Source organism: Sulfurifustis variabilis (genome assembly GCF_002355415.1).
GTDB classification, from domain to species: domain Bacteria; phylum Pseudomonadota; class Gammaproteobacteria; order Acidiferrobacterales; family Sulfurifustaceae; genus Sulfurifustis; species Sulfurifustis variabilis.
In genome coordinates this window covers 3,431,407-3,445,000 of sequence record NZ_AP014936.1, presented here as the reverse complement: position 1 = coordinate 3,445,000, position 13,594 = coordinate 3,431,407, and the positions used below count along the sequence as shown (strand labels likewise).

Here is a 13,594-nt window from a genome sequence, read left to right as displayed (position 1 = left end):
CGAGGATCTCCGAATGGGGAAACCCGACCGCAAGGTCATCCTGCACTGAATCCATAGGTGCAGGAAGCGAACCCGGGGAACTGAAACATCTAAGTACCCGGAGGAAAAGAAATCAACCGAGATTCCGTTAGTAGTGGCGAGCGAACGCGGAGTAGCCCTTAAGTCTTGAGCGTTTTAGTGGAACGGTCTGGAAAGGCCGGCGATACAGGGTGATAGCCCCGTACACGAAAAGGCGCTCAGGATGAAATCGAGTAGGACGGGACACGTGAAATCCTGTCTGAAGATGGGGGGACCATCCTCCAAGGCTAAATACTCGTTGCCGACCGATAGTGAACCAGTACCGTGAGGGAAAGGCGAAAAGAACCCCGGAGAGGGGAGTGAAATAGAACCTGAAACCGTATGCGTACAAGCAGTCAGAGCCCCGCAAGGGGTGATGGCGTACCTTTTGTATAATGGGTCAGCGAGTTACTTTCAGTGGCGAGGCTAACCGTCTAGGGGAGCCGTAGGGAAACCGAGTCTTAACAGGGCGACCAGTCGCTGGGAGTAGACCCGAAACCGCTCGATCTATCCATGGCCAGGTTGAAAGCGGGGTAATACCCGCTGGAGGACCGAACCAACCACTGTTGCAAAAGTGGTGGATGAGCTGTGGATCGGAGTGAAAGGCTAATCAAGAGCGGAGATAGCTGGTTCTCCCCGAAAGCTATTTAGGTAGCGCCTCGTGACTTTCACCCTCGGGGGTAGAGCACTGTTACGGCTAGGGGTCCGTCTAGGGCTACCAAACCGTTGCAAACTCCGAATACCGAGGAGTGCGATCACGGGAGACACACGGCGGGTGCTAACATCCGTCGTGAAGAGGGATACAACCCAGATCGCCAGCTAAGGTCCCAAAATCACGGCTCAGTGGTGAACGATGTGGGCGGGCCCAGACAGCCAGGATGTTGGCTTAGAAGCAGCCATCATTTAAAGAAAGCGTAATAGCTCACTGGTCGAGTCTACCCGCGCGGAAGATTCAACGGGGCTCAAGCCGTGTACCGAAGCTGCGGATGTGTGAGGTCTTCGGATCTCATACGTGGTAGGGGAGCGTTCCGTACGCCTGCGAAGGCGGATCGTAAGGTCCGCTGGAGGTATCGGAAGTGCGAATGCTGACATGAGTAGCGTTAAAACGGGTGAAAAACCCGTTCGCCGTAAGCCCAAGGTTTCCTGCGCAACGTTAATCGGCGCAGGGTGAGTCGGCCCCTAAGGCGAGGTCGAAAGACGTAGTCGATGGGAAGCAGGTTAATATTCCTGCACCGGCCGTGACTGCGATGGGGGGACGGAGAAGGCTAGGTCAGCCGGGTGTTGGTTGTCCCGGTTTAAGCGTGTAGACGTGCTGCATAGGCAAATCCGTGCGGCTTAGTCGAGACGTGACGACGAGGTCTTCCTTCGGGAAGACCGAAGTGATCGATGCCATGCTTCCAGGAAAAGCCTCTAAGCTTCAGGTCACGGGCGACCGTACCCTAAACCGACACTGGTGGGCGAGGTGAAAATCCTAAGGCGCTTGAGAGAACTCGGGTTAAGGAACTCGGCAAATTGACACCGTAACTTCGGAAGAAGGTGTGCCTCTGTTAGGTGAAGGACCTCGCGTCTGGAGCCGAGAGAGGTCGCAGAGAATCGGTAGCTGCGACTGTTTATCAAAAACACAGCACTCTGCAAACGCGAAAGCGGAAGTATAGGGTGTGACGCCTGCCCGGTGCCGGAAGGTTAATTGATGGGGTCAGCCGCAAGGCGAAGCTCCTGATCGAAGCCCCGGTGAACGGCGGCCGTAACTATAACGGTCCTAAGGTAGCGAAATTCCTTGTCGGGTAAGTTCCGACCTGCACGAATGGCGTAACGATGGCTACACTGTCTCGACCCGAGACTCAGCGAAGTTGAAATCGCTGTGAAGATGCAGCGTTCCCGCCGCAAGACGGAAAGACCCCGTGAACCTTTACTACACCTTCACACTGAACTTTGAAATTGCCTGTGTAGGATAGGTGGGAGGCTTTGAAGCGCCGGCGCCAGCCGGCGTGGAGCCAACCTTGAAATACCACCCTGGCAGTTTCGAGGTTCTAACCTTGACCCGTTATCCGGGCCGGGGACAGTGTGTGGCGGGTAGTTTGACTGGGGCGGTCTCCTCCCAAAGAGTAACGGAGGAGCGCGAAGGTACCCTCAGCACGGTCGGAAATCGTGCGTCGAGTGTAATGGCATAAGGGTGCTTGACTGCGAGACATACAAGTCGAGCAGGGTCGAAAGACGGTCATAGTGATCCGGTGGTTCTGTATGGAAGGGCCATCGCTCAACGGATAAAAGGTACTCCGGGGATAACAGGCTGATACCGCCCAAGAGTTCATATCGACGGCGGTGTTTGGCACATCGATGTCGGCTCATCACATCCTGGGGCTGTAGCCGGTCCCAAGGGTATGGCTGTTCGCCATTTAAAGTGGTACGCGAGCTGGGTTCAGAACGTCGTGAGACAGTTCGGTCCCTATCTGCGGTGGGCGTTGGAGATTTGAGAGGATCTGTCCTTAGTACGAGAGGACCGGGATGGACGAACCTCTGGTGTGCCGGTTGTCATGCCAATGGCATTGCCGGGTAGCCAAGTTCGGTCGGGATAACCGCTGAAAGCATCTAAGCGGGAAACCCACCTCAAGATGAGATCTCCCTGGGAGCTCGACTCCCCTGAAGGGCCGTGGAAGACCACCACGTTGATAGGCGGGATGTGGAAGCGCTGTGAGGCGTGAAGCTAACCCGTACTAATTGCCCGTGAGGCTTGACCATATAACACCCAAGAGGTTGGGTATGGTCAGCGACTGAATGCAACAAGCCTTGCTTTGCTTTTCCGGATATCGGTTGCGGCCCGTGCCGCAACGCAAGCGGTTTGCCTGGCGGCCATAGCGAGCGGGAACCACCCGATCCCATTCCGAACTCGGAAGTGAAAACGCTCAGCGCCGATGATAGTGCGGGGTCTCCCCGCGTGAAAGTAGGACACTGCCAGGCTTTATATCTCGAGCCCCCGGCCCCACGGCCGGGGGCTTTTCGTTTTTCGAGGAATCATCGCTCCTCCTCTTCCTGGTTGAAGCGCCGTCTCGAGCCATTAGCGCCGCAGTTACTTCCGTTCGCAACTTTTGGGTTCCCCGGTTCACGAGTCCTGCTCGGCTCCCGTCGTGAATTAAGTGCGCCCGCCGCCGGCAGGCCTTATCGACCCGCGCTTCGTGCGCCCGGCTGTTATAATCCGGCGGTCCCCTGCGCTGCTACCGATCGTCGGGAGCGGCGCGCCTGCCTTGCGGTTGGCCGAGATTGGGCTAATTTGAGATGAGAAACGAGCACGACGAGATCCCGACCCGCATTCGACTTCGAGCGAGCGCACCCGTGCTTCCGCGGCAGATTCATGCAGTACCGCAAGCAGGCCCGACCCGCCGCCTGCGTTTGCTCAGCTACAACATCCAGGCCGGGATCGCTTCCAGCAAGTATCACCACTACGTCACGCACAGCTGGAAACACTTTCTCCCGTATCCGGAGCGACTGGATACGCTGGACCGGATCGCGGAGTTTGCGAACGAGTTCGACTTCGTCGGACTGCAGGAGTCGGACGGCGGAAGTCTGCGCAGCGGATTCATAAACCAGACCGAGTACCTTGCCCTGCGATCCCGGTTTCCCTACTGGTACGACCAGACAAACCGCAATCTCGGAAGATTTGCGCAGCACACCTTGGGCCTGCTGAGTCGTCATCGCCCGAGCGAGGTGACGGAAATGAGGCTGCCGGGGATGATCCCCGGGCGCGGGGCGCTGTGCACGCGCTTTGGCATAGGCAACGGCTCCCTGTTGCTGCTCATCGTGCACTTGGCGCTGGGACGTCGTGCCCGCCTGCGACAGTTCGCGAGCATCGCCGAGTTCGTCCAAGGCCACCGACAGGTGATCCTGATGGGCGATCTGAACTGCCGTTCCGAAAGCGAGGAACTGCAGTGGTTTCTGCGACGCTCCGGATTGGCCGAACCCACGCACGGTCTGCATACGTTCCCGAGCTGGCGGCCCCGACGCAACATCGATCACATTCTCGTCTCCCCCTCCATCGCCGTCGACAGCGTGCGGGTGCTGAATCACGCGATCACCGATCATCTGCCCGTTGCGATGGATGTCACGCTTCCCGCCGACGCAATGGTGGCCGCGGACTATGCGGAGCAGCAAGCACCTCGGCTCGCCGCCGCCGGCGGCCTCTAGTCTCCTCCGAGCCCTGGCGTTTTGCGTCCCGGGGCAACGGTTCCCGGTGCGCGTCTCCTGATCGCGCTTCTGCAGCGCGTCAGCGAAGCGCGCGTCGACGTGGGCGACGAGACAGTTGCTGCAATCGGACCGGGACTCCTCGTCCTCGTCGCTGTAGAGCGCGGCGATGACGAGGACAGCGCGGATCGGCTCGCACACCGGCTCGTGACCTACCGGGTGTTCCCGGATGAATCGGGAAGAATGAACCGCAGCGTGCGCGATGTCGGCGGCGATGTTCTACTGGTTCCGCAATTCACGCTCGCCGCTGATACGCGCAAGGGGTCGCGCGCGAGTTTCACCCCGGCGGCGGACCCCGAGACCGGCGCGCGGCTCTACGATCGCCTGGTGTGCGCCGTGCGGGAACATTCGATCCGGGTGTCGACCGGTGTCTTCGGGGCCGACATGCAGGTGACGCTGACCAACGTCGGTCCGGTGACATTCTGGCTCGAGAGCTGACGAGGCTGCGCGACCCTCGTAGTCTGGGCGTCTACGCCCGGTCGATCGGGAAGGCGATCACATCCTCAAGTGACCGTGAGCCGGCCGCCAGCATCACCAGGCGATCGACGCCCAGCGCGACGCCCGCACAGGAGGGCAGGCCGTGGGCGAGCGCCGCAAGCAAGAGCTCATCGACCGGCATGACCGGCAGTCCGAGGCGCTTGCGTTCGGCGTTGTCCCGTTCAAAGCGGGCACGTTGCTCGCCAAGGTCGCCGAGCTCGTGAAAGCCGTTTGCAAGCTCGATCCCGTGGAGATACAGCTCGAAACGCGAGGCGACGGCAGGGTCTCCGGCTCGAATGCGCGCAAGCGCTGCCTGCGAGGCCGGGTAGTCGTAGAGGAAAGTCAGTCGGCCGAGTCCGAGGTGGGGTTCGACCAGGTGCGTAAGGAGCAGATCGCGCCAGGCGTCGACCTCCTCGATCCCCCGTCCTTCAACGACGATCCCCCGCTCGGCCGCTGCCGTCGCGAGCTGAGCCGCAGTGGCGCGGTGCGGGTCGATGCCCGTGTGGGCCTCGAATGCCTCTCTGTACGTCAGCTTCTCGACCGCACCGAGGACCAGGTGACCGACGAGCACCTCGGATACGAGGTCTGCCACCTCCTGCATGAGTGCATGGTGGTCGAACTCCGGCCGGTACCATTCGAGGAGCGTAAATTCGGGATTGTGCCAGCGACCGCGTTCGCCCGCCCGGAAGACGTGACAAAGCTGATAAATCGATCCGGACCCGGAGGCGAGCAGCCGTTTCATGGCGAACTCCGGGGACGTGTGCAGGTAAAGCGCCCGCGTTCCTGCGCCTTCCGCCGCCGGCACGGTGCCGATCGTATTGAGATGCGGGTCGGTTGCCGCGTGCCTCGAGAGAATCGGTGTCTCGACCTCGAGTACGCCACGGGTCGAGAAGAATGTCCGTATCCGGGCGAGGAGCTCCGCGCGGAGCTTCAGCCTCGCCAGCGACGCGGTCGGTCGCCAGGTCTTCCCGGGCACCGGATCACGCGCGCGAGATGTACTCGCCCGTGCGGGTGTTCACTTTCACGAGTTCACCGGTCTGCACGAAAAGCGGCACGCGCACGACAGCGCCGGTTTCGAGTGTCGCCGGCTTGCCGCCCCCGCCGCTGGTGTCTCCCCTGACACCGGGATCGGTCTCGACGATCTTCAGGATCACCGTGTGGGGCGGCTCTACCGAGAGCGGGGTACCGTTCCAGAGCGTTACGAGGCAGACGTCCTGCTCCTTGAGCCACTTCGCCGCGTCGCCCACGGCGTTCTTGTCGGCCGCGACCTGCTCGAAGCTTTCCGGCTGCATGAAGTGAAAGAACTCGCCGTCGTTGTACAGGTACTGCATCTCGGCGTCGACCACATCCGCCGCCTCGATCGTGTCCCCCGACTTGAACGTGCGCTCGATCACTCGACCCGTCTTGAGATTGCGTATCTTCACCCGGTTGAAGGCCTGGCCCTTGCCCGGCTTCACGAACTCATTTTCAATGATCGCGGCCGGATCGCCGTCGAGCATCACCTTAAGCCCTGACCTGAATTCGTTCGTGCTGTAAGTCGCCATGGGACCCCTGATACGTCTACCCGGAAAAAAGAGCGCGCTATGATACCCGGAACCCGCGCGGCTGGGCAGTCGGCCGCATGGCAGCGAGAGCTCGCACGCTCGATCACCGATCCTGCCGAGCTTGTTCGGCTTCTCGGCCTCGATCCGGCCTTTATCGATCCGGCCCGCGCCGCCGCGCGGCGCTTCCCCTTGCGTGTGCCGCGCGGCTACCTCGCCCGCATGAAAAGGGGTGATCCGCACGACCCGCTGCTGGCCCAGGTTCTGCCCCTTGACTGCGAGCTCAGGTCGGTGCCGGGTTTCACCGCAGATCCGGTCGGCGATCTGGCTTCGATGGTGGCGCCGGGGGTGTTGCACAAATACGAGGGGCGCGTTCTTTTGACGACGACGGGCGCGTGCGCGATCCACTGCCGTTACTGTTTCCGTCGGCACTTCCCCTACGGTGAGGCAAATCCGGCTACGGATCGATGGAACGACGCGCTGCGGTACATCGCCGGTACGAGTTCGATTCGAGAGGTGATACTGAGTGGTGGCGATCCGCTGACGATGTCCGACGCTCGACTCGCCGATCTCATCGGTGTCCTTGCCGTGAACGCGCACGTCGAACGCTTGCGCGTGCACACGCGTCTCCCGGTAGTGTTGCCCGAGCGCGTGACGGACGGTCTCGTGAACGCATTGGTATCCTCGCGACTCAAGCCGGTTGTGGTGCTGCACGCCAATCACCCGAACGAGATCGATTCGGGAGTGCGAGACGCATGCGTGCGGCTCGCGGGCGCGCACATCACCTTGCTCAACCAGTCCGTCCTTCTCGCCGGCGTCAATGATAACGCCGATGCGCTTTGTGATTTGAGCGACGCTCTCTTTGCGGCCGGCGTCCTTCCTTACTACCTCCACCAGCTCGATCGGGTCGAGGGCGCCGCGCACTACGACGTCCCGGAGGAACGTTCGCTCGAATTGCATCAGGCAATGCGCGCGCGCCTGCCCGGCTATCTCGTGCCCCGGCTCGTGCGCGAGCAACCGCGGGCGGTCTCGAAGATTCTTCTCGCCTAGCGGAACCGGGTATTCACAGCGCCAGCTCCAGTCCGAGTGAGATCGTGCGCGAAGTCCATTCCACTTCGTTCAAGCGGGTCGCAGCGACCGCGCCGTTGGCGAAGAACACGCGGTCGATGCCGGGGTCCGTGCGCCACCTCTGGTAATCGTAGCTGAGTCTTGCCGACCACTTCTGGTGAACGACACCGACGATGCCCACCGACGCGACGAGCCCCGTGCCGTCCGCTTCGTGCGCGAAACTCCTTGGGTGCTGAAAATCGTCCCGTAGATTCCAGTTGGCGTCCGCGCTGTAGTCCGCCCAGTGGTGCTCCAGGCGAACGAATCCACCGACCCTTTCCGTTGTCTCGCCCGCCAGCTCTATGCCTACCCACGGACCCGTCCACTCCGTCCGGTAAGTACTGTCGAGACCCGGAAAAGGCCCGAGAGGCGGGATGGTCTGAAATCCGTTCGTGATTCGGAGCCGCTGCTCGTGCCGCGACAAGCCGAGAAGTGGCGTCACGTGCACCGCGCTGCGGTCGAACCGGTGAGTGAGGCGATAACCTACGGCGACCGCAAGGTCGAGCACGTCATCGTCGCGCGTCTCGTTCTCGGATCGCGAAAATTCGAGGGTTCGCCCATCGCCAAGGTAGTCGGAGTCCCGGTTGCTGCCATCGTAAATCCATCCGTAGGCCGCATTGCCCCGCACCTGCAGCCCTCGTTCCGTGTCCAGCTTCCATCCGACCGAAAGCTGAACGATATCGAGGTTTTCCCACCTGAGCTCGGACAGGACATTGGGCGAAAGCGAGCCCGACAGGTCTCCGGCGATGCTCCAGCGGAGCGCATCCGAGCGATGACCGACGTTGATGTCGAAGGTCTGTTGCGCGGCCGGCGCCTGCGCGACGCACGCAAGCGCCCCGACGGCGAGCAGAATGGGCCCGCCCTTAGCTCTAACCATGCTCTCCCCGGAATTGTTGCTCGACGATCCCGTCCCACGTTAGACGCGGAAAGCCGGAGGGTCAACGCGAAACGATACGGACAACGCGCAGTAGAAAAGCCGCTCGGTTTGGCGCATAAATAGGGGCCAACTCGCGGTTCGTCGTCCGCATTGTTTCCTGGAGGCAAGGAGATCGGCATGACCATCAAGATTGGCGACCGTTTGCCCTCGTCCGCGCTCTTCGAGATGACCGCCGATGGACCGCAAACCCGCAGTATGGACGAGCTTACCCGCGGGCGGCGCATCGTTCTTTTCGCGGTTCCGGGCGCTTTTACGCCTACCTGCTCCGCACGTCATGTTCCGGGCTTTCTGGAACAGTACGCCCAGTTCAAAGCCAAAGGCATCGATGAAATCCTCTGCGTCAGCGTCAATGACCCGCACGTGATGGGGGCATGGGGCAAGAGCCAGGAGATCGACGGGAAGATCCGGATGCTCGGTGACGGCAACGCCGAGTTCACGCGTGCGGTGGGACTCGACGTGGACCAAAGCGCGCAGGGCAGGGGAACGCGGTCGCAGCGCTACTCTCTTTACGCCGAGGACGGCGTCATCCGCCTCCTCAATGTCGAGCAGCCGGGCAAGTTCGAGGTGAGCGACGCCGGCACCCTGCTGATTCAGCTCGATCGTCTGGAGAAGCGCCATGGCTAAATCCGTTTCCTACCCGGCCGGCGTCGAAGTGCGTGCGAGCACCGAAGGCGATTTCGCCGGTATCCTCACCCCCGAGGCGGTGTCTTTCGTTTCGAAGCTCGCCCGTGCATTCGGGGCCCGTCGCGAGGAGTTGCTCGCCCACCGGTCGGCCCGCCAGCGCGAGATCGACGGTGGCCGCGATCCCGATTTCCTTTCCGACACGGCCTCGGTGCGTGCCCGCGACTGGACCGTGGCACCCGTGGCCAAGGACCTCGCGGATCGCCGAGTGGAGATCACCGGGCCCGTGGATCGGAAAATGATCATCAACGCGCTCAACAGCGGTGCGAGCGTGTTCATGGCGGACTTCGAAGACTCGAACACACCCACTTGGTCGAATCTCATCCAGGGGCAGCTGAACCTGCGGGACGCGGTTCGCCGCACGATCCGCTTCGCGAGCCCCGAGGGCAAGCAGTACGTGCTGAACGAAAAGACCGCGACCCTGATGGTGCGTCCGCGTGGTTGGCATCTCCCAGAGAAGCACGTGCTCGTCGACGGTGAACCGATTTCGGGAAGCCTGTTCGACTTCGGTCTCTATTTCTTCCACAACGCCCGCGAGCTGATCGAGAGAGGATCCGGCCCGTACTTCTATCTCCCCAAGATGGAAAGCCATCTCGAGGCACGCCTGTGGAACGACGTCTTCAACCTTGCACAGGACGAGCTGGGCATCCCGCGTGGGACGATCCGGGCTACGGTGCTGATCGAGACCATCCTCGCCGCATTCGAGATGGACGAGATTCTCTACGAGCTGCGCGAGCACTCGGCGGGGCTGAACGCCGGACGCTGGGACTACATCTTTTCCTGCATCAAGAAGTTCCGTAACCGCGAAGGCTTCGTGCTCGCCGACCGGGGACTCGTCACGATGACCGTGCCGTTCATGCGCGCCTACACGCAGCTCCTCATCAAGACCTGCCACCGGCGCAACGCGCATGCGATGGGCGGAATGGCGGCGCAGATCCCGATCAAGAACGACCCGAAGGCGAACGAGGACGCACTCGCCAAGGTTCGAGCCGACAAGGAGCGCGAGGCGACGGACGGCCACGACGGCACCTGGGTCGCGCACCCGGGCCTCGTCCCGCTGGCCCGAGAGGTATTCGACCGGCTGATGCCACGACCCAACCAGATCGACAAAAAGCGCGAGGAGGTGAGCGTGAAGGCGGCAGACCTGCTCGCGTTCGGCCCCGCGCGGCCGATCACCGAGGCGGGCGTGCGGCACAACATCGACGTGGGGCTTCAGTACCTCGGCTCCTGGCTCGCCGGCGTCGGGTGCGTGCCGATCCACCATCTCATGGAAGACGCCGCAACGGCCGAGATATCGCGGGCCCAGCTCTGGCAATGGATACGAAGCCCGAAGGGCAAGCTCGACGACGGGCGCAAGGTGGACATCGAGCTCTTCCGGCAGCTCCTGCCGGAGGAGCTCGCGAACGTGCGCAAACACGTCGGGGAGGCGCAATGGTCGGCGGGCAAATACGAGCTCGCGGCCAGGCTGTTCGACCAGCTCACGACGAACGACGAGTTCGCCGAATTTCTCACACTGCCGCTTTACGAGTACATCGACTAGTTGTTGGCGGGAAGAAGGGTGGCCCGGTTTGCGTCGCTTCGGATTTCGGCCGCCGCAACCGAATCAACAGCCGGAGAGAATCGGGCGCCGCCGTCCGAGCCGCCGACACCGAGCCCGACGCGAGGCGCGTGTTCGAGCTCGAGGCCCCTTTGGTCCGTTTTGCCTAAGGATCGCCTCTCACGAGGATTACCGCCACGCGGTAGGGTCCGTGCGCGCCGAGGGTTACCGTCTGCTCGACGTCGGCCGTGCGCGAAGGGCCGGAAACCAGATTGATCGCCCTCGGTGGTCCGCCGCGTTCCCGGCGAAGGAGATCGAAGGCGTCCTCCATATACGCGACCACGCGCTTCAACGGAACGAGCGCGACGTGAGTTTCGGGGAGCAGGCTGACGGTGGCGGGCGTCGTCGCGCCGGAGAGTAACACCAGGGTTCCCGTTTCGGCCACGGCGCAAAATGCGCCGGTGATGCCGACGAGATCCGTCCCCAGCGCCTCCCGCGCCTCGACGTCGATGCCTGCGGTTCTCCAGTTCATGCCTGCGAGTTCGGGCCAAATCACCGCCCGCTTGCCGAGGTTCGTTTCCGTGAGCCACATGGCGACCGTCTCCGGAGCTTTTCCAGCGTCGACCGGCCCGATGACGGTGCTGGCAAGCGCACGGGCTTTCGCTCGGAAGGCGTCGACGAGATCATCGGGCCGACGGGGCAGGGGCCCGCGGGCCGGGGTCGCGCGCTCCGGCGCGATCGGTTTGCGTGCCGCGAGCGCGCGACAGCGGGAGCGGACGCGTTCGAGAATACGTTCGCGGCTCACGCGCGACCCCGCCTGACATAGAGCTCGCGGAACGTGCGGCCCGACGGCGCGGGGAAATCGCGCCCGAGGGTCCAGCCGCGGCCGAGCGGGAGCCGACGGATCGCGCCGTCCCTGCCGGCGTAGAGCCTGAGCGCGCGCGCGATGACGCCGGAAGCCACACCGTAGAGGAACGGGTGCCGGGCCAGCAATCCCCAGAGACGTATCGCCAGCCGCTCGCCGGCGGGCCGGAGGCGCTGTTCGACCTGCTCTTCGCGCAGGTTTCGCAGCAGGTCGGGAAGCGGGATCTTGACGGGGCACACCTGCGCGCACGCGCCGCAGAGCGTCGAAGCGTTCGGCAGGTCCCGCGCCTCAGCGGGGCCGAGGAGAGCCGGCGTCAGGACCGAGCCCATCGGCCCGGGGTAGACCCAGCCGTACGCGTGGCCGCCTACGTTCTGATAGACCGGGCAGTGGTTCATGCAGGCTCCGCAGCGTATGCAGCGGAGCATGTCGTGCCGGTCGGTGCCGAGCATCCGGCTGCGACCGTTGTCGACGAGGATCACGTGGAAATGCTCGGGCCCGTCGCCGTCGTCCGGACGCCGCGGGCCGGTGAGGATCGAGACGTAATTCGTGATGCTCTGGCCGGTTGCGTAGCGCGGCAGGAGCCGCAGCAGCGTCGCGACGTCCTCGAGGGTCGGCACGACCTTCTCGATGCCGGTGACGGCGACGTGCACGCGGGGCAGCGTCGTCGCCAGCCGGCCGTTGCCCTCGTTGGTCACGATCAGCGCCGAGCCGGTCTCCGCCACGAGGAAATTCGCACCGCTGATCCCCATGTCGGCGGCGAGGAACGCGGGACGCAGCCGCTCGCGTGCTTCGGCCACGAGAGCGGGAATCGTCTCCCGGCGCGGTGTGCGGTGGTGTTCGACGAAGAGATCGGCGATCTCGTCGCGGCTTTTGTGCACGACCGGCGCGACGATGTGCGAAGGCGGCTCGTCCGCGAGCTGCAGGATGTATTCTCCGAGATCGGTCTCGCGGACCTCGAGCCCCGCCGTCCCGAGGGCTTCATTGACGCGGCACTCCTCCGTCACCATGGACTTCGACTTCACGACACGCTTCACGCCGTGACGCGCCGCGATCTCGACCAGTATTCGGTTCACGTCCGAGGCGTTCTCGGCCCAGTGCACCTCGGCACCGGCCGCGCGCGCGGCGGCCTCGAAGCGTTCGAGATAATCATCGAGATTCGCGAGCGTGCGGGCGCGGATGTCCGCGGCCGCGTCGCGCACGGCGTCGGCGTTATCGAGTTCGAGTAGAGCCTGCGCGCGCCCGACGACGAAGCGATCCTGCAGCTTCTCGAGCGCGGATTGCAGGCGTGCGTCGGCGAGGCTTGCGGCCGCCTGGGTCTTGAAGCGTGCGGGAGAGAGCTCCATCAATCGGCTTCGCCCGAGAGGACCTCGGCGAAATGCAGCGCCCTGATGCCGTTGTGGCCGCACCGGCGGAGCCGTCCTTCGATGTTGAGCAGACAGCCGAGATCACCGGCGACGACTGCCCGGGCGCCCGTTTCGAGGATGTGTCGGCATTTTCTGTCAGCCATGGCGCTCGAGACTTCGCCGAACTTGACTGCGAACGTACCGCCGAAGCCGCAGCATGTCTCGGCCTCGCGCATCTCGACCAGGCGCACGCCCGGCAGACGCGCAAGCAGCCGGCGCGGCCCGTCCTTGATGCCGAGTTCGCGCAGGCCGGAGCAGGAATCGTGGTAGGTCACGGTCCCCTCGTAACGTCCCGGCACGCGTTCGAGGGGCGCGATCCGTGTGATGAAATCGGAAAGCTCGTAGGTATGCGCCGCGAGCCTTCGCAGGGCCGCGGCATGCGCGGGTTCGGGATCGGCCTCGGCCAGGCGAGGGTAATGCATGCGCAGCATCCCCGCGCACGAGCCGGACGGGACGACGACCGCATCGCACCCGGCGAGGTCGCGCGCCGTCTTGCGCGCGAGGGCCAGCGCGGTGCGACGGTCCCCGCTGTTGTAGGCGGGCTGGCCACAGCAGGTCTGCGAGTGCGGCACGACGACGTCGGCGCCGGTCGCCTCGAGCAGCTTCAGCGCCGCGAACCCGACGCGAGGACGCACGAGGTCCACGAGACAGGTCACGAACAGGCCGACGCGCATCGGGCCGAGGTGCAGGGCGGTTAGGGACTTTACCGTAACCCGCCTGCGTCAACCGATGCAAACTCGCATAGTGAAAACG

At 63.4% G+C, this 13,594-nt stretch carries 11 protein-coding genes and 2 rRNA genes (1 of these 13 cut by a window edge); 7 read left to right on the top strand and 6 right to left on the bottom strand.

Annotation, left to right across the window (positions count from 1 at the left end; all coding sequences use genetic code 11):
- From SVA_RS16705 to dtd, 4 genes are all read left to right on the top strand, one after another.
- Nucleotides 1-2,796, top strand: a 23S ribosomal RNA gene (locus SVA_RS16705) (it extends 105 nt beyond the left edge of the window).
- 103 nt (nt 2,797-2,899) lie between these two features.
- Nucleotides 2,900-3,015 (top strand): 5S ribosomal RNA (gene rrf, locus SVA_RS16700).
- A 372-nt stretch (nt 3,016-3,387) separates the two neighbouring features.
- Nucleotides 3,388-4,236, top strand: a complete 849-nt coding sequence (locus SVA_RS16695; protein WP_197703265.1) for an endonuclease/exonuclease/phosphatase family protein — start codon at nt 3,388-3,390, stop codon at nt 4,234-4,236.
- Nucleotides 4,237-4,293: 57 nt separating this feature from the next.
- The gene (gene dtd / locus SVA_RS16690) at nt 4,294-4,731 is read left to right on the top strand and encodes a D-aminoacyl-tRNA deacylase (protein WP_096463008.1); all 438 of its coding nucleotides are present in this window, start codon (nt 4,294-4,296) and stop codon (nt 4,729-4,731) included.
- Nucleotides 4,732-4,762: 31 nt separating this feature from the next.
- Here dtd and epmA read toward each other — a convergent pair whose 3' ends face one another.
- On the bottom strand, nt 4,763-5,746 hold the full coding sequence (epmA, locus tag SVA_RS16685) for an EF-P lysine aminoacylase EpmA (RefSeq protein ID WP_096462288.1): 984 nt from the start codon (nt 5,744-5,746) through the stop codon (nt 4,763-4,765).
- Nucleotides 5,747-5,750: 4 nt separating this feature from the next.
- Nucleotides 5,751-6,314 carry an elongation factor P gene (efp, locus tag SVA_RS16680; RefSeq protein WP_096462287.1) on the bottom strand — a complete coding sequence of 188 codons (564 nt, stop codon included), beginning with the start codon at nt 6,312-6,314 and terminating at the stop codon, nt 5,751-5,753.
- A gap of 39 nt (nt 6,315-6,353) precedes the next feature.
- Between efp and epmB the strand changes: the two genes are divergently transcribed.
- The gene (epmB, locus tag SVA_RS16675; RefSeq protein WP_096462286.1) at nt 6,354-7,361 is read left to right on the top strand and encodes an EF-P beta-lysylation protein EpmB; all 1,008 of its coding nucleotides are present in this window, start codon (nt 6,354-6,356) and stop codon (nt 7,359-7,361) included.
- A gap of 13 nt (nt 7,362-7,374) precedes the next feature.
- Here the strand turns inward: epmB and SVA_RS16670 are convergent, their stop codons facing one another.
- A complete protein-coding gene (locus SVA_RS16670) occupies nt 7,375-8,295 on the bottom strand; it encodes an autotransporter outer membrane beta-barrel domain-containing protein (RefSeq protein WP_096462285.1) in 921 nt (306 codons plus the stop codon).
- A gap of 177 nt (nt 8,296-8,472) precedes the next feature.
- Here SVA_RS16670 and SVA_RS16665 point away from each other — a divergent pair, with 177 nt between their 5' ends.
- Both SVA_RS16665 and aceB read left to right on the top strand, forming a co-directional pair.
- Nucleotides 8,473-8,979: a peroxiredoxin gene (locus SVA_RS16665; RefSeq protein WP_096462284.1), complete on the top strand. Its 507-nt coding sequence runs from the start codon at nt 8,473-8,475 to the stop codon at nt 8,977-8,979.
- Complete coding sequence (aceB, locus tag SVA_RS16660) at nt 8,972-10,576, top strand: malate synthase A (protein ID WP_096462283.1); 1,605 nt, start codon at nt 8,972-8,974, stop codon at nt 10,574-10,576. Before SVA_RS16665 ends, aceB begins: the two co-directional genes overlap by 8 nt.
- Before the next feature lie 163 nt (nt 10,577-10,739).
- Here aceB and SVA_RS16655 read toward each other — a convergent pair whose 3' ends face one another.
- From SVA_RS16655 to SVA_RS16645, 3 genes are read right to left on the bottom strand one after another with little or no spacing between them, the layout of a single operon-like run.
- Entirely contained in the window at nt 10,740-11,378 is a 639-nt protein-coding gene (locus tag SVA_RS16655) for a LutC/YkgG family protein (protein WP_096462282.1), read from the bottom strand.
- Nucleotides 11,375-12,781 carry a LutB/LldF family L-lactate oxidation iron-sulfur protein gene (locus tag SVA_RS16650; protein WP_096462281.1) on the bottom strand — a complete coding sequence of 469 codons (1,407 nt, stop codon included), beginning with the start codon at nt 12,779-12,781 and terminating at the stop codon, nt 11,375-11,377. The genes SVA_RS16655 and SVA_RS16650 overlap by 4 nt, the downstream gene beginning before the upstream one ends.
- The gene (locus tag SVA_RS16645; RefSeq protein ID WP_096462280.1) at nt 12,781-13,515 is read right to left on the bottom strand and encodes a (Fe-S)-binding protein; all 735 of its coding nucleotides are present in this window, start codon (nt 13,513-13,515) and stop codon (nt 12,781-12,783) included. Before SVA_RS16645 ends, SVA_RS16650 begins: the two co-directional genes overlap by 1 nt.
- Nucleotides 13,516-13,594: the final 79 nt, after the last annotated feature.

Excerpts from the sequence above, each read along its gene's own strand:
- efp (WP_096462287.1), bottom strand. The coding sequence starts at position 6,314 with ATGGCGACTTACAGCACGAACGAATTCAGGTCAGGGCTTAAGGTGATG.
- epmB (WP_096462286.1), top strand. The coding sequence starts at position 6,354 with ATGATACCCGGAACCCGCGCGGCTGGGCAGTCGGCCGCATGGCAGCGA.
- SVA_RS16670 (WP_096462285.1), bottom strand. The coding sequence starts at position 8,295 with ATGGTTAGAGCTAAGGGCGGGCCCATTCTGCTCGCCGTCGGGGCGCTT.
- SVA_RS16645 (WP_096462280.1), bottom strand. The coding sequence starts at position 13,515 with ATGCGCGTCGGCCTGTTCGTGACCTGTCTCGTGGACCTCGTGCGTCCT.
- SVA_RS16665 (WP_096462284.1), top strand. The coding sequence starts at position 8,473 with ATGACCATCAAGATTGGCGACCGTTTGCCCTCGTCCGCGCTCTTCGAG.
- SVA_RS16650 (WP_096462281.1), bottom strand. The coding sequence starts at position 12,781 with ATGGAGCTCTCTCCCGCACGCTTCAAGACCCAGGCGGCCGCAAGCCTC.
- aceB (WP_096462283.1), top strand. The coding sequence starts at position 8,972 with ATGGCTAAATCCGTTTCCTACCCGGCCGGCGTCGAAGTGCGTGCGAGC.